Genomic DNA, 22037 nt, shown 5'->3' with positions numbered 1-22037 from the left:
CTCTTTAATATGCTTTTAAGGTTTAGATCAGCCCTTTTGTTTTAAGTTGTTCTTCTAACTTTCTATAGCTTCTCAGTAACATCTCATTGTTGAACGATTCATCAAATTGCACTTCTTTTACCGGAATTGAAGCCTTTCCTTCATTTTCTACCAATTTGATCTTGATTTCTTTGTTGACTTTCTCTCCAAAATATCGATCAACATAATACTCTAACTGTTTATCCTCATCCTTATCATATCCTGAAAACACGAGACTTACTTGCTCTTCATCCTTAGAGTGTCTAATCATAAGACTCAAAGACAATGAATAATTATTAGAATCAATTATCCCAGTGATGATTGATTGATCAATCTCTAAATTTATCCCTTTCATTCTTTATCGATTTAAAAGTGTATAGCCTTGCCCAAAAAGTAAGCATTTTAACCTTAGGCTTATCCATGAATCAATTTAAAAACCGCAAAATCAAGGGCTTAAAAGTTTGATTTCTTTAGCCATCTCCTAAATGCATAGATATACACCATGCTGGTTGGACAAAGGAATCAATAAGTTGGATCTAGACGAGCACCTGAAAGAAAGAGCTTTTTGAGAAAGCTAAAGTCTTATGTTTGAAATCTAAAAATCCCCGGTATGAATCGGGGATTTTTTTTATCAAAAGCAAATTCTGAAAACCATATCCCACTATTCGTCAGGGATTTCGCTCCTTTGATCACTATTTGACTGCATTTTAGATTTTTTCCAAATATCTTACAGGTATGGCTTGAATCACACCAAAGCTCAAACCCAAAAACCTACAACCTAAATGCAACAATTTTTACCAAAATTCAGGCTTGGACTGGCTCTACTCCTTATGTGCTGGAGTCTCACATCCTACTCGCAGCAGTCCACCGCCAAACTCACTGGAACAATCCTTGAAAAATCCTCGACCAACCCGCTTGGGTTTGCCAGTGTCGCTATTTATTCTCCAGCCGACAGTCTGGTAGCCGGTGGCATTTCGGAGGAGAATGGTAAATTTTCTATCGACGTGCCTTTTGGAGAGTTTTATGCACTTATAGAATTTATGGGTTTCGAATCCCATCAAACAGAAATTATCCGCTTTTCTAGAGAAAAAAATCGGGTCGATTTGGGCAATATTTCTTTGGAAAGCAGCGCTGAAAATCTAGACGAAGTGGTCGTTCAAGGAGAAAAAACGCTGATGGAGCTTTCTCTGGATAAAAGAATCTTCAACGTGGGAAAAGACCTAGCCAATGCCGGAGGCACAGCTACCGATATCTTGATGAACCTCCCATCGGTATCGGTAGATCCCGAGGGAAATGTGATGCTGAGAGGCTCATCCAATGTCAGGATCTTGATCGATGGAAAGCCTTCTGGACTGGTGAGCTTCAAAGGATCAGCCGGACTTCGACAGCTACAGGCCAACATGGTCGAACGGGTGGAAGTCATCACCAATCCCTCCGCTCGATATGAGGCAGAAGGCATGGCCGGTGTGATCAATATTGTGCTGAAGAAGGACAATCAACAAGGGCTCAATGGTTCCTTCGAACTGATCGGAGGCACTCCCCTTAATCTAGGAGCATCCGCCAACCTCAACTACCGACACAAAAGAATCAATTGGTTTATCAATTACAGCTATGCAAGAAGACATCAACCTTATGTGAGTGAGCTCTACCAAGAAGTCTATGAAGATGGGGAAACTCAGATCCTCCTCCAAAACAACTCCGGAAAGGTAAAAGGAAACAATAACAATATCCGGGGAGGATTGGATTACTATTTCAACGAGCAAAGCATCCTCACGCTCTCCTATCTTTGGCGCCGAAGTGATGCACATCGCATCACCAATATCCGATACGAGGATTACCTGAATAGCACAGATAATTTCCTGGGATATAGCCTTCGAAAACAAGACGAAACTGAGCAGGAGCCAAATTCTGAAATAGCGGTTAACTACAAAAAAACTTTTGGAGAAAAGGGCCATGAGCTCACCGCTGCCTTCACCTATCTCAACTATTGGGAAAATTCAGATCAGCTTTTTACGGAGCAAAGCTATGATCCAAACGGCACAGCTATCCCAGGTGGCTCTCTGACCCAAACTTCACTCAATGATGAGTACGAAAATCAATACCTCTTCCAACTTGACTTTGTCAGACCATCGGGCAATGATGGAAAGCTGGAAACCGGACTGAGAACTAGTTTTCGGGACATGAAAAATGATTTTATAGTTTCTGAAGCTGACGAGAGTGGACAACTCAGTCCGATCCCCGGCCTGGACAATATCTTCCTCTACAATGAAAACATCTTGGCCGCCTATGGAATCTACGGCAACAAAGCCGGAGCTTGGACCTATCAAGCCGGGCTTCGGGCCGAATACACAGATGTGGAAACTATCTTGGAAGAGACAAACGAAGAGAATCCGCGAGAATACACCAATCTTTTCCCGAGCGCTCATGTCACCTACAATGTTACCGAAGAGAATGCATTTCAGTTGAGCTACTCCAGACGGGTGCAGCGGCCCGTTTACAATGATTTAAGTCCTTACGTCACCTTCTCAGATCAGCGAAATTTCTTCAGCGGAAACCCAGATTTAAACCCAGAATTCACCGATGCTTTTGAATTGGGACATATCAAGTACTTCGAAAAAGGCACACTCTTTAGCACGGCATACTACAGAAATACCACAGACAAAATCGAGCGGATCAGAACAGTCAATGAAGAAGGAAATTCCGTCACTCAACCTTATAATCTGACTGGTGAGCAGTCTTTTGGATTGGAACTCAGTGCGGATTATCGTCCCAAAACCTGGTGGAAGGTAGATCTCAATTTGAATTTTTTCCATGCCGATATCGACGGGAGCAATATCCAGTCCGACTATGAAGCAAAAACCACCTCTTTTTTGGCGAGACAAACTTCCAGGTTTACGCTAGAGGGAGGCTGGGACCTTCAGCTTCGGGCCAACTACGACGCACGCCAAAAAACAGCACAGGGAGTGCGAAAGGGAATTTTCTTCATGGATTTTTCAGCGAGCAAAGTGATTCTGGAAGATCGCGGACGGCTGATCCTTACTGCCAATGACATCCTCAATTCCCGTCGAAACCGATACATCACCGAGGGCTACAATTTCTACACAGAAGGCAACTCCCAGTATATGAGACGGCAGATCAACTTGACATTTAGCTATCGATTGAAACCTTAAGATCCACCCAAAACCTTTTCAAATCCCTATACTTGGAAATAAATCTATCTCATGCGCTCCATCATTGCCCTTCTTGGTATGTTTTTCATATTGGGATCCTCTTCCTACGCCCAAAAAATAAACGCTGCTTACCGCTTACCAATTAAAAAAGCAAGTTCTGAAATCCATATCGATGGAGTTTTGAATGAAAAAGCATGGCAAGAAGCTGATGTTGCTACAGATTTTTTCATGATCACTCCGATGGACACCAGTTTTGCTGAAGTCCAAACAGATGTTCGAATGACTTACGATGATCATAATCTCTACATTATTGTCGTAAATCATCACCTGATCGATGGACCTTACATGGTCGAATCCCTAAGAAGAGATTTCTCCTTTGGGAAAAACGATAACTTCCTGCTTTTCATGGACCCTTTTGATGATCAGACCAATGGCTTTTCCTTTGGTGCCAATGCCGCCGGAGCTCAGTGGGACGGAATCATGTACAATGGTGGAAGCGTAGATTTGAGTTGGGATAATAAGTGGACCTCCAAAGTCAAAAACTACGAAGATAAATGGATCTTCGAAGCCGCGATTCCTTTCAAATCCATACGCTACAAAAAAGGGATTACCGAATGGGGAATCAATTTCTCCAGATTGGATCTCAAGGCTACCGAGAAATCAGGTTGGGCCCCAGTCCCAAGACAGTTCCCATCTGCTTCTTTGGCTTACACCGGTATTTTAGCATGGGACAATCCTCCACCTCAAGCAGGAGCCAATGTCTCTGTGATTCCTTATGCTCTCGGAGGAATTTCCAAGGATTTTGACAATGGAGGGGAAAATGTTTACAGAAAAGAAATAGGTCTGGATGCCAAAATCGGATTGACCTCTTCCTTGAATTTGGACTTGACGGTCAACCCTGATTTCTCCCAAGTAGAAGTCGATCGACAAGTCACCAATCTGGATCGGTTTGAGTTGTTTTTTCCAGAAAGAAGGCAATTCTTCCTAGAAAATGGAGACTTGTTTGCCAACTTTGGCTACACTTCCATCCGGCCATTTTTCTCTCGGAGAATCGGCTTAAATGCACCGATTCAGTTTGGAGCCAGACTGAGCGGTAAGATCAACAAAGATTGGAGGATTGGCGCCATGAATATGCAAACAGGAACAGTGGAGGAGGACGCGCTGCCCTCGCAAAACTTCACTGTGTTGGCACTGCAAAGACAGGTCGGAGCCAGAAGTAATGTTACTGGGATTTTCATCAACAAACAGTCTCTCAATTACAATCCAGATGAAAATTCCGAGCAGCCTATTTACTCTCAGTTCAATCGAAATGTAGGCTTGGAGTATAATTTGGCTTCCTCCAACAATCTGTGGACAGGTAAAGTAATGGCGCTTCAAAGTTTTGGCCCTGACAATGTAGGGAATGGATTTGTCCATGCTGCCAACTTGAAATACACGTCTGGAAACTTGACCTGGAACTGGCAGCATGAGTATGTTTCTGAAAATTATACCGCTGAGGTTGGCTATGTTCCCAGAAGGGGCTATTTCAAAATCGATCCGGAAATCGGCTATCGTTGGTTTCCACAAAGTGAAAAAATCTTGAGTCACGGGCCTGATTTTGGAACCCGCTTTTTCTTCAATAAAGAAGGAGAACAAACTGACAACACTACCTTCCTAGCCTACAACCTAAAGTGGAGAAGCCAAAGCACATTCATGCTCTGGATAGCGAAAGATTTCATCCAGCTCCAAAGACCATTTGACCCGACCAATTACAGTGGTGAAACATTAGATGCTGGCACCGATCATTCCTGGTTTGCTTGGGGTACAGAGTATATTTCAAAGCCCCAGAGCTTGTTTACTTATTCATTTTCCACACGAATGGGAGGCTACTATGCCGATGGAGAAAGATACAATGTGAGTACGGAATTGGGGTATCGATTCCAGCCCTACGTGAGTATCGCTATGACCACAAATTACAATCGGATCAACCTTCCCGAACCATGGGGAGACACGCGATTTTGGCTGGTAGGACCTCGGGTAGATTTGACTCTGACCAACACCTTATTCTTCACGACTTTTGTCCAATACAATGAGCAGGTCGAAAACATTAATTTGAATACCCGATTCCAGTGGAGATTCAAGCCAGCTTCTGATTTGTTTATCGTGTACACAGACAATTACCTTCCGGCACCATTCTACACCAAGAATAGATCTTTGGTCATCAAGTTTACCTACTGGTGGAATGCATAGAGCCTTGGGCTTTTTTAACATGTTGTTTTTGAGAAAATGATAGAATTTTAGTTAATTGAATAAAAACAATAAACTCATGTCTACCAATCAATTACAAAACTAACCAAGTCGTTATATGAAAGCTTCAATACTTTCATTTTTACTAGTTGCTTTCTGCACTATTTATTCATCCAATTTGGTCATGGGCCAGGAGATGGAAAGACCTCCTACAAAGCCAATAGTCAAAGGACAGGTAATTGATGAGCAAGAGAAGGCTATTCCTGGAGCAACTGTCATCGTAAAAGGAACCACAGTAGGAACCGTTTCTGATATCAACGGATTTTTCTCTTTGGATTTGAGCAAATTCAACGAAGATCAAATCTTAGTCATTTCTTATATCAATCGCTCCCAAGAGGAAGTAAAGGTTGAATTGAATAAAATCCCCAAAGATTTTGGGCAAATTCAGTTGAAGCAGTCAGCTAAAAATGATTAGAATACCAAGCCCATGTTCAGAAAACCCCTCCAATTTTACCCCAACGGGTAAAGGAGGTTTCTGTACCTCTTGCCAAAAAGAAGTACTTGACTTCAGAGAAATGAGTAATACAGAAGTCCATGATTTCTTACGAAAGACCTCTGGAAAAACCTGTGGGATTTTTAGACCTAGCCAATTGGAAGTCCAAGAGGTCCCTACCAGAAAAGTCAGTTTTCCGGGATTATGGGCATTTGGATTTTTAGGGTTTTTGGGATTGGCAATTCCTGCTGATGCCCAAAACTCCACTACCATTAAAATGGAGCAAGAGCTATTGCAAACTGGCCAAAACGCTAAACCAGTTAATTCAACTCCTCCCAAGAAATCAATTAGAGGACAAGTAATCAGCTTTTACTTTAATGATAAACAGGACTTACCCGGTGCCCTAGTCCAATTAAAAGGTCAAAAAATTGGAGTCTCCACTGACCTTGACGGATATTTTGAGCTAGAGATTCCTGACTCTTTAATACGTCAAAAAAATTCCTTAATAATCTCCTTTATTGGGTTTAAAGTAAAAGAAGTTACCTTTTATGACACCCAATTACCTCTTCAACTAGGAGAAATTGAATTACAAGAGGATGAAAGTATTCTTTTAGGAGAAGTCATTTATATCAGACCGACTCTTTGGCAAAAAGCCAAAGGCATTTTTAGAAAAAAAGAAAAAGCAAGTTGTGGAGATAAATCTCACCAGCATGGTTAAACCAAAAAAAGCCCTTGAAGAAAACTCTCCAAGGGCTATAATCTATTTCTGATTAGACTTCGATAGAAGCATCTACATTTTTGAAATATACCTGCTTGTCGGCATCCAAATCAACCAATACAGCAGAATCATTTTTGATATATCCCGCCAAGATTTCTTTGGAAAGCTCATTCAGAATCAAACGTTGCATAGTCCGCTTTAAAGGTCTAGCTCCAAACTGTGGATCAAATCCCACCTCAGCCAAGTAATCCAAGACTTCGGTAGTTGCCTCGATCTCAATGTTGGATTCAGACAAACGTTTCTGAATTTCTCTCCATTGGATATCGACGATTTTACGAATGATCTGCTTATTCAAAGGCTCAAACATGATAGTCTCATCGATACGATTGAGAAACTCAGGTCTTACTGACTTTTTCAGCAAGTCAAATACTTCTGCTTTCGTTTTATCAAGCACTTCGTCCTTATTCCACTCTTCCATCTCAGCAAATCGCTCCTGGATCAAGTGAGAGCCGATATTGGTCGTCAAGATGATGATGGTATTCTTGAAGTTGGCAATTCGACCTTTGTTATCAGTCAATCGACCATCGTCCAATACTTGCAATAGGATATTGAACACATCCGGATGGGCTTTTTCAATCTCATCCAACAAAATCACTGAGTAAGGCTTTCTCCTTACCGCCTCAGTCAATTGACCGCCTTCATCATATCCTACATATCCCGGAGGCGCTCCTACCAATCTGCTGACCGCATGTCTTTCTTGGTATTCAGACATATCGATTCGAACCATGGCATTCTCATCATTGAAGAGGTATTCTGCCAAAGCTTTCGCCAATTCAGTCTTACCGACACCTGTAGTACCCATAAAGATAAAGCTACCAATTGGACGTTTTGGATCTTGAAGTCCTGCTCGGCTTCTTCGGACTGCATCAGAAAGAGCCGCAATCGCTTCTTTCTGACCTGCCACTCTTCTACCCAATTCATCCTCCAAGTGGAGTAGTTTCTCTCGCTCCGACTGAATCATTTTATTCATCGGGATTCCTGTCCACTTGGAAACAACAGCTGCGATATCTTCCGCATCTACTTCTTCCTTCAGCAAAGGAGATCCCGCCTGCATTTCGGCCAATTGAGATTTGAAAGATTCCAGTTTTTGCTCAGCCTCGCCGATTTTACCGTATCGGATCTCGGCAACTTTGCCAAAATCTCCGGCTCTTTCAGCTTGCTCTGCTTCCAGCTTGAACTTATCGATATTCTCTTTTTCCCTTCTGATGCCCATGATGACAGCCTTTTCAGACTCCCACTTGGCTTTGACACTGTCTCGCTTCTCAGCCAGTTCGGCCAACTCTTTACTCAGAACGGTTTCTTTGTCTTTATTCTTTTCCCTGCGGATCGCCTCACGCTCGATTTCCAGCTGCATGATCCGACGGTTCAGCTCATCCAATTCCTGAGGCAAAGAATCAATCTCCATCCTCAATTTGGCTGCGGCCTCATCCATCAAGTCAATGGCCTTATCCGGTAGGAATCTATCAGAAATGTAACGTTGAGAAAGCTCTACGGACGCAATGACAGCATCGTCTTTGATCCGAACCCCGTGGTGCAATTCGTATTTATCCTTTATACCTCTGAGGATAGAAATCGCATCAGCAGCATCTGGCTCGTCGACAATCACTGCCTGAAATCTTCGCTCCAATGCTTTATCCTTCTCGATATACTTTTGGTATTCCTTCAAAGTAGTGGCACCAATCGCATGCAACTCCCCTCGAGCCAAAGCTGGTTTCAGCAAGTTTGCAGCATCCATGGCTCCTTCTCCTCCACCTCCGGCACCTATCAAGGTGTGAATCTCATCAATGAAAAGAATGATCTCTCCATCCGAATCCGTCACCTCTTTGATGACCGCTTTCAATCGCTCCTCAAACTCTCCTTTGTATTTCGCACCGGCTACCAGCAAGCCCATATCCAAGGAGATCAAAGTCTTGGATTTTAAGTTTTCGGGCACGTCACCAGACACAATTCTTTGAGCCAATCCTTCTACGATGGCGGTCTTACCCACACCCGGCTCACCTAAAAGAATCGGGTTATTTTTGGTTCTTCTGGCTAAAATTTGAAGCACCCTTCTGATCTCTTCATCTCTACCGATGACGGGATCGATCTTACCTTTTTTGGCAAGATCATTTAGATTTTTGGAGTATTTCTCCAAAGCTCTGTATTTGCTTTCTGCGTTTGGATCGGTCACTTTATTGCCTTTTCTAAGTTCTTTTATTGCTTCGATCAGGGGCTTTTCTGCAAGACCCTGATCTTTCAACAATTGCGCGGTCGCATCAGATCCTGCCAAAATCGCCAAAATCAAATGCTCGATCGCTACATATTCATCCCCAAATGTTTTGAGATAATCTTTTGCCTTAATCAAGGCTTGGTTGGCGGCATTGGATAAATGAGGCTGTTGATTTCCCCCAGATACCTTTGGTTGTTTCGCCAACTGATCTTCCACCTTTTGGGAAACCAATTGCTTGTTGACACCGAGCTTTTTAAATAAAAAGTCAGTGACATTCTCGTCTTCTGAGAAAATCCCCTGTAGCAAATGTGCCGGCTCGATCGCAGGTTGCCCCGCACTCATCGCCAACTCAGCTGCCTTCTGGATAGCCTCCTGAGATTTGATTGTAAATTGTTTGAAATCCATGTATTGTTAGTCGTTTTTTATCTGTGTTTGATAGCAGTTGATCAAAACTACGACCAAGCAAGATTTTCGGTCAAAATGACTGAATTATTGCAAGAAGAATGGATTTATCGGAATTTTTGACAGAAAAACACTTGAAACAGGAAAGCCACGAGCGTAACTTAAGAATTAGTGTCTTAGAAGGAAATTCGCTATTTTAACATTGAATTTTTCATTAGATCCAAAATCAATTTTTCAAAAATATGGACAGCAATAAACCAGAAGAAAATATTCTTCAACTCATCCATAAAATCAGAAATCAAAAGGTTATGGTAGATTCTGATTTGGCTGAAATGTATGGCGTTCAAACTAAAGTTCTGAACCAAGCCGTAAAAAGAAACCTTGACCGCTTCCCTGAGGATTTTATGTTTCAACTGAATGAAGAAGAATGGAAAAACTTGAAGTCACAAAATGTGACCTCAAGATGGGGAGGCAGGAGAACTACACCTTTTGTTTTTACCGAACAGGGTGTTGCCATGCTCTCATCAGTCATCAATAGCCCACAGGCCATTCAGGTCAATATTTCAATCATGAGGACTTTTGTCAAAATCCGCGAATGGGCACTCAGCTACTCAGATCTTCAAGAAAAAATCCACCAACTTCAACAATCCGAGTCCGAGCAAAACCATCACATTTCACGGATTTATCAAATACTAGAAGAACTGCTATCTCCAAGTCCACAAGAGCGGAAAACTATCGGTTTCAAAAAATAAACCCTGACTTTTGAGGCCAGGGTTTTAATAGTTTTTTTTTAGCTCTGACTAGCTGCATAATCCTCCACAGCCTGCCATACTCTAAACACGTTTTTATAGCAGATTTTGGCAATATCCTCTTCCGAGTAGCCTCTCTTCAATAGCTCTGCGATCAGATTCGGAAACATGGAAACGTCCTTCAATCCAGTAGGTAAGGAATCCCCCACACCGTCGAAATCAGACCCGAAACCCACATGGTCAATCCCAACCAAACTCACGACATGGTCGATATGATCAGCCACTCTTTGGACAGTTGGGAAAGGGTTGTTCGCAGCGGTATATTCAGCCGCATACGCTTGAAAAGCCGAATCTCTACGACTAAGGTTGTTTTCTGCCATATAATTCACCAAATGCTCACGAACTTTGGATGAGCCTGCAGCATAGGCAGAATCGATGAAAGTTCCTCCGAAATTGATCATCATCACACCACAGTTTTCCGCCATTGCCTTGATCAGTTCATCACTCATGTTTCTCTCAAATCCAGGGGTAAACTTTCTAGCAGAAGAGTGAGAAGCTATCACCGGAACTTTGGTAATTGCCAAGGCATCTTTGAACGTATCATCCGAAACGTGGCTCAAATCCACCATAATCCCAACACGGTTCATTTCCTTGACGACTTGCTCGCCAAATTCACTCAATCCATTGTATAATCTCACTGTATCGTAACTGGAGTCGCCGATCAGGTTTGCTTTACCATGTGTCAAAGTGATATATCGGATCCCACGATCTGCGAAATATTCTACATTAGACAGGTCATCTTCGATTCCCGCCCCATTTTCCATCCCCATTGGCAATGAGATCAATCCTTTTGCAAAATTAGCTTCTACATCAGACGGACTATAAGCCATGGCGAACTTATCAGGAAAAGTCTCCGCCAAACGCTCCGTCATCATGATCAGAGAATCCGCTAGAGCTTTGGACGCTCCGGGAGTTTGCTGATTACCGGCTGGAATATAGATGGACATAAATGGAGCATCCAAACCACCTTCTTTGGAACGTGGGAAGTCGAAATTACCGTCAGGAGTACGGACAGAAACATCCAAAATCTCTCTCTGCAGGGTAAACCCTCCGACTTTCATTCGATAGGGAAGGTCCACGTGACCATCCACCATGATCGTGTTATGGGCGATTTCTTTTGCTGCTTCCAATCGCTCTGCATCGGACATAGTCGTGTAATCGACTGTTTCTTCAGCAGGTGGCTGACAGGCAAATCCGACAGCAGCCAAGGCTAATAAGTTTAGGTATTTTTTCATAGTACAAGGTTGGTTTCAGTTAGGGAAGTTAAGAGCTTTTGAATCATGCATGAAAAAAAATCCACCAATGGTCACTTTTTCATAAAAATCTAAATTCGAGGGACTGCTGCGCATCACTTTGGGTAATTTTCACTCAGAAATAAGATCTCAAGTCCATATTCTAGAGTATAAACAAAGCATTTCTTTTGGTGGAATCTTTGCAACAACTACAAATAGATGAGTATTGGCAGAATTGCCAATATTCCGATAAATTTATACTCAGTTTTTCAACCTAAATCCACATCATATGAAACTACGCATCCCAACCAGCATTCTCGGATTAGCAACAATTGCTTTTGCGAGCTGTAGCTCAGAGAAGTCAGTCGAAACTGTACAAGAAGAGCCTATCGTCTTGGAAGAAACTAAAACTCCAAGCCTCACCTTATTGTGGGAAACCCCAGCGACGCTGGAAACAGTTGAGTCTGTCCTTTTTGACTCACAGTCCGGCAAAATCTACACTTCCAACATCATCGGGCAAAACCCAACCGAAAAAGACGGCAAAGGCAGTATTTCTATCATTGATACGGAGGGAAATATCGTGACACAGGATTTTGTAACAGGTCTAAATGCGCCCAAAGGAATGGGAATCGCCAATGGTAAGCTTTATGTCACCGATATAGATGAGCTCGTAGAGATAGATCTGGAATCCGGCGAAATCACTCAAAAATACCCTATCGATGGCGGCCAATTTCTCAATGATATTGCTACCGAAGATGACAAAGTCTTTTTCACCGACATGAATACAGGCACCGTCTATATCCTAGCTGATGGCCAAATCCAAAAGGTTTCCGAAGGCAATGAATCTATCAATGGCCTGGAAGTAAGTGCTGACGGAGTTCTTTATGGTCTGGATGCTTCAGGTTTGAAAAAAATCAATGAAGATGGCAGTTCTGAAGTCCTAAATGATGTAGTAACGGGTGGAGATGGACTGATCTCCTTGGGAGATGGCAAATTTGTGGCTTCAAGATGGGCCGGTGAAATCTATTTTGTGGATCAAAATGGAGAAACCCTTCTTCTTGACACCAAAGCCGAGGAATCAAATACAGCTGATATCGGCTACAACCCATCTACCAAAATTGTCTATGTCCCTACGTTTTTCAAAAACAAAGTAGCCGCTTACCAATTGGAATATTGAGTCACAGCTTTTAGACAAAATAGATTCACATCTTAAAATCAGATAACTCCCATCCATGGAAACTGAGATTAGGATTCTGGTTTTCTGACATCTAATCTCCAAGATTGTCCGTACCTTTACATAGTAGGAATCGGACATTGCTTGGAAGGTTCCTTTTAAATACGATGAATATGAGTTCAAAACCGATCAATTACGAGCTGGAAAAGAATATGGAGGTGATTTCTCAGCTAGATGGCCTTGTAGGTCACGCTGTAGATAATGTGCTCGTAGATCCTGACACCTGCTGGCAGCCTTCTGACTTCTTGCCTGACATGTCTAATCCAGAATCCCTGGAAGACATCAAGCTACTCCAAAAAAGAGCTGAAGGAATCCCTGACACAGTTCTGACTTCCTTGGTAGGTAATATGATCACTGAGGAGGCCCTGCCATCCTACCAGACATATTTCAATTTGCTTGAGGGAATCAACGATGAGAGAAGTTTGCTCTCTCCATCAGGCTGGGTGAGATGGTCCAAGGCTTGGACAGCAGAAGAGAATCGTCATGGAGATCTGCTCAATAAATATCTCTACCTCACAGGAAGAGTAGATATGGGTGCGGTAGAAAGGACTATTCATAGGCTTATCAGCAACGGCTTTGATCCAAAGTCAGATTCTGATCCCTATCAGGCGATGATCTATACTTCATTCCAGGAAAGAGCCACCAAAATCTCTCATGTCAATACCGGCAAGTTGGCGGATAAGGCTGGAGATCATGTTCTTTCTCGCATATGCAAAACAATTGCTGGAGATGAAGCCAGGCATGAAAAGGCGTATAAAACCTTTATGTCTGAGATTTTCAAAATCGATCCAAGTGGTGCCATGGTAGCATTTGAAAAGATGATGAGAAAGCAAATCGTGATGCCTGCAGTATTGATGGGTGAGGGAGGCAAAAGAGAGTCTCTTTATAAGGATTTTTCAGAAATCACTCAAAAAGTCGGTATTTATACCGGTTGGGACTATGCTAGAATCATCGAACATTTGGTCAGCTTCTGGAAAATCGAAGCTGTCACTGGTCTCAATGACATCGCTTCCAAGGCTCAAGATTATCTTTCTGGTTTGGCTGATAGATACATGAGATTAGCTGATCGCATGAAAGCTCCAGATGAAGTAAAACTAGCTTGGCTTAAGTAAGCCTCCACAAAGGCTCAATATATCAAGTCCTGTCTCATGGCAGGACTTTTTTTGTTTCTGAGATTAATACCTGTCGATCTCCTTGAAATGAAAACTTACCCCGCCACAGACTCCAAGTGGATTTTCTAATTATCAACGTGCCTGCAGTAAAAAACTAAGTACATACTAAACTTTTTCCTACGAAAAAGCATTTACATGTATATACACGAATTATTATGGGAAAGATCAAAAAAATACACTCCGCAGAATATAGACCCATCGCAGACCTGATCACTTACAGCCCTATGCCGACGAGAAGTCTGCAAATGATTGATCCGTTCCTATTTTTAAATCATCATGGGTTCCAAACCTATCCGGCTCATAATAATGGATTGCCCTTTGGTCCGCATCCACACAGAGGGATGGAAACGGTGACTTTTATTGTAGAAGGGGATATCATGCACAAGGACTCGTCTGGTCATGAATCCGTGATTGGCCCTGGAGGTGTTCAATATATGACTGCCGGAAAAGGACTTATCCATGCAGAAGTGTCCAGCTCTGAATTCAAAAACAAAGGAGGTGATTTGGAGATTCTTCAGCTTTGGCTAAACCTGCCTGCTTCCAAAAAGATGATGGATCCAAATTACGTTGGACTTCAAAAAGATGAAATTCCAGCTTTTGAGCTTGATGAAGGAAACATTCAAGTCCAACAGCTTTTTGGTGAATGGAATGGAGTCAAAGGCGCTTTTGAGGACACGTTCCCGATCACGATGAGCACGGTATATCTGCAAGAAGGCGCTGAGTTTTCCAAAGAAATTCAGCAGGATGAAAATATTTTCTTCTACGTCGTCCGAGGAAAACTGGATGTAAACGATAGTCCAGTTCCTTTCAGAAATCTGGTTGAATTCGAAAATTCAGGCTCAACCGTAACTATCAAAGCATTGGAGGATTCCATCTTGATTTTGGGTCATGCTTTGCCATTCAATGAACCTGTCGTGGCTCAGGGGCCTTTTGTCATGAATACGCAGGAACAGATCTATGAAGCCTACCAAGACTATCAAGAAGGGAAATTCGGCAACTGGAAGGATTAAGAATCGATGATATCCTGTGAAACCAGACGGTAAATTTCTGCCACCTGTTCATTGTAATTGAGAAATCGATAGTGGCCTTCCATCACCTCAAAATCTTCACGAATAGCAGGACCAGTTTGGGCCTTTTTGGCACCGATCTGGAGGCTTTTGGAAATGGTCTCTATGATCAGAGGTTTGATCATCTCAAAATCCAAGCCTTGTCTTCTCATGATTTCTTCAGCTATCCGAATCATGTGATTAGAAAAATTGCTAGCGAAAACTGCCGCGATATGCACGGCCTTTCGATCTTTGGAACGGACAGAATAGACATGATTGGAAAGGCTTTTTGCTAATTTTTTCAATCGTGAAAGCACCTCCTGATCATCTGACTCCAGTAGAAATGGGACATCCGATAGATCCATTTTTTGGCCCATTGTAAAGGATTGCAAGGGATAAAAAATCCCTGTATAACTAGCCGAACTGTAACCTAACACATCCAAAGGGACGGATCCTGAAGTATGAATCAAAATACTTCCTTCCGGCAGAATCACCGAGTCAGCCACTTCCGGAATCGCATCATCTTTCACCGCTATGATAAAAATTCGCGCCTGGCTGTCTGTAAAATCCAATTCGTCTGTGGGCTCAGCTGAATAAACTCGCTCTGTGATTACCGAAGCCCGCCGTATATCTCTGGCATATATTTCTGTGATTTGATGCCCAGCTTCTTCCAAAGCCGGAGCCAGATGCCATGCAACATTCCCTGCTCCGAGGATTGCGATTTTAAAGTTCATACAGGAAATAACAGATTTTTCTTGAAAAAGAAAAAGCCATTTCTCTTTGCTGAGAAATGGCTTTCTGAATTCCTGTTCTATTTATTAAATGTGTAAAGCTCTATTGTCAGTTGCTGCCAAGCAAGCTTCCTTGAAAGCTTCTGTATAAGTAGGGTGCGCATGGGACATTCTCGCAATATCTTCTGCAGAGGCACGATATTCCATCGCTACCACAGCTTCTGCGATCATATCAGCCGTTCTCGGACCGATCATATGAACACCCAGGATCTCGTCAGTTTCAGCATCTGCCAACACTTTCACCAAGCCATCTGTATCCATAGATGCTCTCGCACGGCCAGAAGCCATAAATGGGAATTTACCGGCTTTGTACTTGATGCCTTTTTCTTTCAGTTGCTCTTCGGTATAACCAACTGCAGCAACTTCAGGCCAAGTATAAACAACACCCGGGATCAGATTGTAATTAATATGTGGCTTTTGTCCAACTAAGGCTTCGGCCACAAACACACCTTCTTCCTCCGCTTTGTGGGCAAGCATCGCACCTTTGACCACATCGCCGATTGCGTAGATATTTGGCACATTGGTTTGCAAGTGATCATTCACCTTGATCTGCCCTCTATCTGTCAATTTCACTCCGGCAGCTTCAGCATTCAGCCCATCTGTATAGGGTCTTCTACCTATAGAAACCAACACATAATCTCCTTTGATTTCTACAGTTTCACCTTTTGCATTGTCTGCTTTGACGGTAACTTCTTTGCCTTTTTTCTCAACAGAAGTCACTTTATGCTTCAAAAAGAATTCGAAACCGATCTTCTTCAAAGATTTCTGGAGCTCCTTACCCATGGTTTTGTCCATCGTTGGGATCAAAGAATCCATGAATTCGATCACTGAAACTTTGGCACCCAATCTTGCATAGACTGAGCCTAGTTCCAAACCAATTACTCCACCACCAATCACTACCAAATGCTTTGGAATTTCTTTCAAATTCAAAGCTTCTGTAGAAGTGATCACGCGATCCTTGTCCAACTGGATAAAAGGAAGTGAAGACGGCTTCGAGCCTGTCGCAATGATGATATTTTTCCCTTGAATATCTGATGAAGAACCATCCTCCTTGGTCACTTTGACCGTAGTCTTGTCCACAAAGGAACCTACGCCTTGGTGCACATCGATTTTGTTCTTTTTCATCAGGTAATCTATCCCATCGGTATTTTGCTTGACCACGTCATTTTTACGGGTGATCATCTGCTTGAGGTCTACCTTAAGATTACTTAGGTTGATCCCATGGGTTTTGAAGGTATGCTCAGCATTGTGATAATGCTCCGAGGAGTCCAACAAAGCTTTGGAAGGAATACAGCCCACATTTAGGCAAGTACCTCCAAGGGTAGGATATTTTTCTACTATGGCGGTCTTCATCCCTAGCTGTGCACAGCGAATCGCTGCCACATATCCACCAGGACCAGAACCGATAACTATGACGTCGTACATTTTTTTGTCTTTGTACCAGGTACCAAGTACAAAGTACCAGGTAGCCGGAAATTAAACATTTAGACTCTTTTTCAACTTGGCAATCATATTTTGGATATGCTCAAGCTGTGATTCAATATTTTGATACTCTTGGTTTGAGATAAAATTTAGACGATTTGAAATAATCAATTGCGTATCCAGCTCAAACGAAGATCCTTGGGCGATTCCCAAGAAATTATTAAACTCCTTGCTGGTATTTCTGCCAGCCCCTTCTGCGATGTTGGAAGGAATAGAAACAACACATCTGTTAATTTGACTAATCAAGCCAAAACGCTCCTCTTTTGGAAGCTTTTCAGTGACCTGATAAACATCAACAGCTAAATCAATGGCCTTTTGCCAGACGAGTAATTCTTTAAAACGATTCATGATATTGGAATTTAGATTAAAAACTATCTGAATTTAACCTAAACCCCTGTATATCAAAACACAATATTTCGCTCTTTGTACATTGTACTTGGTACTTTGTACAATTATCAAACGCCGAACAACAACCTAGTCGGATCTTCCAACAACTCCTTCACTCTTACCAAGAAGCTAACAGACTCACGGCCATCGATGATTCTGTGATCATAAGATAGTGCCACATACATCATTGGAAGGATTTTCACCTCACCATTTACAGCCATTGGTCTCTGCACGATATTGTGCATACCCAAAATAGCGGACTGAGGGGCGTTGATAATCGGAGTCGACATCATGGAGCCAAACACACCACCGTTGGTGATAGTGAAAGTACCTCCAGTCATCTCCTCGATAGATAATTTATTGTCTCTGGCTTTGGTCGCCAAACGCACAACTTCTTTCTCTACTCCGTCAAAAGACAAAGCTTCTGCATTTCTGATCACTGGTACTACCAATCCTTTCGGAGCGGATACGGCAATCGAAATATCACAGAAATCATTATAAACGATTTCATTTCCGTCAATTTTGGCATTCACAGCAGGCCATTCCTGAAGAGCGACGCAAACAGCCTTGGTAAAGAAGGACATAAAGCCCAATCCTACTCCATGCTTTTCTTTGAATTGCTCTTTGAATTTAGATCTCAAGTCCATGATTGGCTTCATGTTGACCTCGTTGAAAGTCGTCAACATCGCTGTTTCGTTTTTCACAGCTACCAATCTTCTGGAAACAGTCTTTCTCAATGAAGACATTTTCTCTCTGCGTTCATTTCTGGATCCAGCCACTGGAGCTGGAGCAGATTCCTGAGCTGGCTTGCTTTCAGCCTTCGCAGTAGCAGGAGCCGCTTTTTGAGCTGCTTGAGCATCTTCTTTAGTGATTCTCCCATCTTTACCTGTTCCCTTTACCTCGCTAGAATCAATTCCTTTTTCGGAAAGGATCTTAGCAGCAGCCGGAGAAGCATGCCCAGTAGCATAGCTATCCTTGCTAGGTGCAGACGAAGAGGCTGGGGCAGATGAAGCAGCTGCTGAACTCGCCTCAGCTACAGGCTCACCATCCATCACTTCGATTTTACAGATCATCCCTCCTATTTCCAAGGTATCTCCTTCTTGAGCCACATGTCTCAATATCCCGGTAGCCTCAGCTGGCAGTTCAAAAGTAGCCTTATCAGAATCCACCTCAGCGATAATCTCATCCAGCTTGACAAAATCACCGTCCGCTTTGATCCAATTGGCCAAAGTCACCTCTGTAATAGACTCTCCAACTGTCGGCACAACCATATCCTTGATTTCACCAGTAGTTTTGGCAGAAGTTTCTTTTTCGGCAGGTTTTGATGAGGATTCACCACTTGGGGCAGCTGCTACACCTGAACCCGCTTCTTCTATTTCACAAATTACTGCTCCGATTTCAATCGTATCTCCTTCTTCTGCTTTGATTCTCAATACTCCAGCAGCTTCGGCAGGTAGTTCAAAGGTAGCTTTATCTGATTCCAGTTCGCATAGAACCTCATCCATCTGAACGGTATCTCCGTCCTTCTTAAACCACTGGCCAATGGTCACCTCGGTGATAGATTCTCCTACAGCCGGGACTTTAATTACTTTGCTCATGTGTTTTGTTGTTGGTTTTCACCATGAAATGGCAAAAGGATAAAATGATTATTCTGGATTTTATTAAAATTTCAAAGCTTTGGACACGATGGCTTTTTGCTCTTCCACGTGCACTTTATTATATCCCGTGGCTGGTGAAGCGCTGACTTTTCGTGCGATCACTTCCATTGGTAGTTCTTTATAAAGCAATCTCAAAATATAGGTCCAATATCCCATATTTTCTGGCTCTTCCTGTACCCAAACTACTTCAGCACCTTCGTAGGTTTTCAAAAGTTCCAAAATCTGCTTCTTAGGAAGCGGATGCAACTGCTCGATACGAACGATGGCTACATTCTTGATTTTTTCTTTTTCTCTTGCTTCTTCTAGGTCATAATAAACCTTGCCGGTACAAAGCACCACTCTTTTGACATCTTTTGCCTCCACTGTGGTATCCGGAAGGACCTCTCTAAATCTACCTTGCGTAAACTCCTCTACAGGCGACATGACTTTTGGATGTCTCAATAGAGACTTCGGAGACATGACGATACATGGTTTTCTGAATTCCCAAGCCAACTGTCTTCTCAGCATGTGGAAGAAGTTGGATGGCTCAGTGATATTGGCCACTATGACATTGTACTCTGCAGAAAGCTGCAAGAAACGCTCAGGACGGGCATTGGAGTGCTCAGGTCCCTGACCTTCATAGCCATGAGGGAGTAGCATCACCAAACCGTTTTGTCTCTGCCACTTAGACTCTCCTGAGGTAATAAACTGGTCAATCATCGTCTGCGCGCCGTTGGCAAAATCACCAAACTGTGCTTCCCAAAGTGTCAATGAATGTGGATTTGCCATGCCGTAGCCATACTCAAATCCCAAAACTGCATATTCTGAAAGCAGGGAATTATAGATATGGAATTGGCCTTTTCTGCCTTTCATCTCTTTCAAAGAGTTGTAAGGCTCATTGGTATTGGCATCATGCAATACAGCGTGTCTGTGTGAGAAAGTACCTCTTTGCACATCCTGACCAGTCAAACGCACTGTTTTTCCTTCCAAAAGAATGGATCCGTAAGCAAGCAATTCAGCAGACGCCCAGTTCAAGGACTTGGACTTGAAGAACATGTCCTTCCGTTGCTTCATCTGCACTTCGATCTGCTTGATTGGCTTAAAGCCTTTTGGCAATGTCGTCAATGCTTCAGCCACTTCTTTGATTGCTTCTTCGGAGATGCCTGTTTCTGGAGAAAGATCAAAATCCTCCGGAGAAGATCTTCTCAGGTTTGCCCACTCTCTTTCAAACTTAGTTGCTTGGTAAGGAAGAGGCTTTTCTTTGACCATGTTGAGACGATCCTGAAGCAACTGACGGAATTCTTCGTCCATCTGAGACGCAATTTTGGCATCGATATCTCCACGCTCGGTCAATTTCTTCACATACACCTCTCTTGGGTTTGGATGCTTAGAAATGATATTATAAAGTTCCGGTTGGGTAAATTTAGGCTCGTCAGACTCATTGTGCCCATGACGTCTGTAGCAGACCATGTCCACGAAGATGTCACGACCAAACTTCTGCCTGAATTCTGCCGCCAATTTCGCAGCGAAAACTACCGCTTCTGCATCGTCTCCATTGACGTGGATGACAGGTGCGTCAATGATTTTGGCTACATCGGTACAGTAGATGGAAGATCTCGCATCGTCAAAATCAGTGGTAAAACCTACCTGGTTATTGATCACAAAGTGGATGGTTCCACCTGTATTATATCCTTTCAAAGCAGCCATCTGAGTCACCTCATAGACGATGCCCTGACCTGCTACTGCCGCATCCCCATGAATCAGGATCGGCAAAGCCTTGGTTTTTTCACCTTGATACTCAGAGTCAATTTTGGCACGAAGAAAACCTTCTACCACTGGATTAACCGCTTCTAGGTGAGATGGGTTTGGAGCTAGTTTGAGGTGAACCTTCTTATCTCCAGGAGTGACAATATCAGATGAATAGCCCATGTGATATTTCACATCGCCATCACCCATAGTCAAGTCAGGCTTCGCAGTTCCTTCGAATTCAGAGAAAATCTGCTCGTAGGTTTTACCCATGATATTTGCCAGCACATTGAGACGACCTCTGTGAGCCATCCCGATCATCACTTCTTCTACCCCACCCAAAGCGCCAGTATTGATCACCGCATCTAAAAATGCAATAGTACTTTCCCCTCCTTCTAGGGAGAATCTCTTTTGACCTAAATACTTGGTATGCAGGAAGTTTTCAAAAACTACCGCTTGATTCAGCTTAAACAATATTCTCTTTTTCTCATCTACGGATGGATTGAAAGCCAAAGCTTCTTTTTCTACCTTGGTTTTGAACCAATCCAACATTTCAGGATCTCTAATATAGAGATACTCAAATCCCATGGATCCTTCATAGATGGTCTTCAAAGCTTCTATGATAGAGGATAATTTCGACTTACCGATTCCGATCTCATTGCCAGCTTGGAATTCAGTATTCATATCCTCTTGACCCAATCCAAAATCCTGAGGATCGATCAAGGCTTTTCTATCTCTTCTTTCCCTTACCGGATTGGTGGTAGACCTCAAGTGCGCTCTTGACCGATGTGCATGGATCAATGCTCTGACCTTAATCTCCTTTGGTAACTGCTCCATGTCCATGATAGTGCCTGGAGTAGCCAAAGCGCCATTTTTGGCTGGAGCAGAAGATGAAGTGGTAGATCCAGCTCCATTTTCACCTTCTCCATAGTTGGTCAATGCAAAATCAAAACCGTCGAAAAATTCTTTCCAACTTGGATCTATGGCTTCTGGGTCTTGTTTGTAGGAATTATAAAGCTCATCGATATAGGAAACGTGAGCATTAGCGATGTAGGAAAATTTATCCATGATTTTTTGTTGAGAATGACACAAAGCTAAGGGCAATTGAGAAGATAAAAAAACCGCATATTTGCTTTAGCAAATATATGTTTTTAAAAATAAAAGGACCTTAAAGCCCTTTTCATAAAACGATCTATTCCCATCTG

General features: G+C 42.7%; 16 protein-coding genes. 8 read left to right on the top strand and 8 right to left on the bottom strand.

Translation table 11 applies throughout. The annotated features are described in order from the left end of the window. Nucleotides 1–22 precede the first annotated feature (22 nt). Nucleotides 23–373: a hypothetical protein gene (locus G460_RS0110520; RefSeq protein WP_026955319.1), complete on the bottom strand. Its 351-nt coding sequence runs from the start codon at nt 371–373 to the stop codon at nt 23–25. 427 nt (nt 374–800) lie between these two features. Here G460_RS0110520 and G460_RS0110515 point away from each other — a divergent pair, with 427 nt between their 5' ends. The 4 genes from G460_RS0110515 to G460_RS22875 all read left to right on the top strand — a co-directional run bounded on the left by G460_RS0110515 (nt 801) and on the right by G460_RS22875 (nt 6625). Continuing rightward, nucleotides 801–3188, top strand: coding sequence for a TonB-dependent receptor (locus G460_RS0110515; RefSeq protein ID WP_035464300.1), 2388 nt, complete (start codon nt 801–803; stop codon nt 3186–3188). A 51-nt stretch (nt 3189–3239) separates the two neighbouring features. Continuing rightward, entirely contained in the window at nt 3240–5417 is a 2178-nt protein-coding gene (locus tag G460_RS0110510) for a DUF5916 domain-containing protein (protein WP_026955317.1), read from the top strand. A 115-nt stretch (nt 5418–5532) separates the two neighbouring features. Beyond that, on the top strand, nt 5533–5889 hold the full coding sequence (locus G460_RS0110505) for a carboxypeptidase-like regulatory domain-containing protein (RefSeq protein ID WP_084421255.1): 357 nt from the start codon (nt 5533–5535) through the stop codon (nt 5887–5889). A 175-nt stretch (nt 5890–6064) separates the two neighbouring features. Continuing rightward, the gene (locus G460_RS22875; RefSeq protein ID WP_169817510.1) at nt 6065–6625 is read left to right on the top strand and encodes a carboxypeptidase-like regulatory domain-containing protein; all 561 of its coding nucleotides are present in this window, start codon (nt 6065–6067) and stop codon (nt 6623–6625) included. Between the two features lie 52 nt (nt 6626–6677). On the opposite strand, the gene clpB is transcribed toward G460_RS22875, so the two are convergent. Next, nucleotides 6678–9299 (bottom strand): ATP-dependent chaperone ClpB, encoded by a 2622-nt coding sequence (gene clpB, locus G460_RS0110490; protein WP_026955313.1) that lies wholly within the window; start codon nt 9297–9299, stop codon nt 6678–6680. 239 nt (nt 9300–9538) lie between these two features. Here clpB and G460_RS0110485 point away from each other — a divergent pair, with 239 nt between their 5' ends. Further along, the gene (locus tag G460_RS0110485) at nt 9539–10048 is read left to right on the top strand and encodes an ORF6N domain-containing protein (RefSeq protein WP_026955312.1); all 510 of its coding nucleotides are present in this window, start codon (nt 9539–9541) and stop codon (nt 10046–10048) included. A 38-nt stretch (nt 10049–10086) separates the two neighbouring features. Here G460_RS0110485 and G460_RS0110480 read toward each other — a convergent pair whose 3' ends face one another. Next, nucleotides 10087–11340 (bottom strand): dipeptidase, encoded by a 1254-nt coding sequence (locus G460_RS0110480; protein ID WP_026955311.1) that lies wholly within the window; start codon nt 11338–11340, stop codon nt 10087–10089. A 286-nt stretch (nt 11341–11626) separates the two neighbouring features. Between G460_RS0110480 and G460_RS0110475 the strand changes: the two genes are divergently transcribed. From G460_RS0110475 to G460_RS0110465, 3 genes are all read left to right on the top strand, one after another. Next, nucleotides 11627–12514, top strand: coding sequence for a PQQ-binding-like beta-propeller repeat protein (locus G460_RS0110475; RefSeq protein ID WP_026955310.1), 888 nt, complete (start codon nt 11627–11629; stop codon nt 12512–12514). Between the two features lie 170 nt (nt 12515–12684). Beyond that, nucleotides 12685–13683, top strand: a complete 999-nt coding sequence (locus G460_RS0110470; protein WP_425393931.1) for an acyl-ACP desaturase — start codon at nt 12685–12687, stop codon at nt 13681–13683. Between the two features lie 215 nt (nt 13684–13898). Continuing rightward, nucleotides 13899–14753 (top strand): pirin family protein, encoded by an 855-nt coding sequence (locus G460_RS0110465; protein WP_026955308.1) that lies wholly within the window; start codon nt 13899–13901, stop codon nt 14751–14753. Here G460_RS0110465 and G460_RS0110460 read toward each other — a convergent pair. The 5 genes from G460_RS0110460 to G460_RS0110440 form a co-directional block, all read right to left on the bottom strand. Then, nucleotides 14750–15532 carry a Rossmann-like and DUF2520 domain-containing protein gene (locus tag G460_RS0110460; RefSeq protein ID WP_425393932.1) on the bottom strand — a complete coding sequence of 261 codons (783 nt, stop codon included), beginning with the start codon at nt 15530–15532 and terminating at the stop codon, nt 14750–14752. The two genes, G460_RS0110465 and G460_RS0110460, sit on opposite strands and share 4 nt — an antisense overlap. Before the next feature lie 75 nt (nt 15533–15607). Then, nucleotides 15608–17005, bottom strand: a complete 1398-nt coding sequence (lpdA, locus tag G460_RS0110455; protein ID WP_026955306.1) for a dihydrolipoyl dehydrogenase — start codon at nt 17003–17005, stop codon at nt 15608–15610. Nucleotides 17006–17056: 51 nt separating this feature from the next. Continuing rightward, nucleotides 17057–17410: a four helix bundle protein gene (locus tag G460_RS0110450; protein ID WP_026955305.1), complete on the bottom strand. Its 354-nt coding sequence runs from the start codon at nt 17408–17410 to the stop codon at nt 17057–17059. Between the two features lie 107 nt (nt 17411–17517). Beyond that, complete coding sequence (odhB, locus tag G460_RS0110445; RefSeq protein ID WP_026955304.1) at nt 17518–19047, bottom strand: 2-oxoglutarate dehydrogenase complex dihydrolipoyllysine-residue succinyltransferase; 1530 nt, start codon at nt 19045–19047, stop codon at nt 17518–17520. Nucleotides 19048–19110: 63 nt separating this feature from the next. After that, nucleotides 19111–21900 carry a 2-oxoglutarate dehydrogenase E1 component gene (locus G460_RS0110440; protein WP_026955303.1) on the bottom strand — a complete coding sequence of 930 codons (2790 nt, stop codon included), beginning with the start codon at nt 21898–21900 and terminating at the stop codon, nt 19111–19113. Nucleotides 21901–22037 lie beyond the last annotated feature (137 nt).

This window comes from Algoriphagus vanfongensis DSM 17529 (assembly GCF_000429465.1).
Classification (GTDB): Bacteria; Bacteroidota; Bacteroidia; order Cytophagales; family Cyclobacteriaceae; genus Algoriphagus; species Algoriphagus vanfongensis.
Note: the sequence above shows the minus strand (reverse complement) of the source record. Positions and strands in the feature narration are given on the sequence as shown.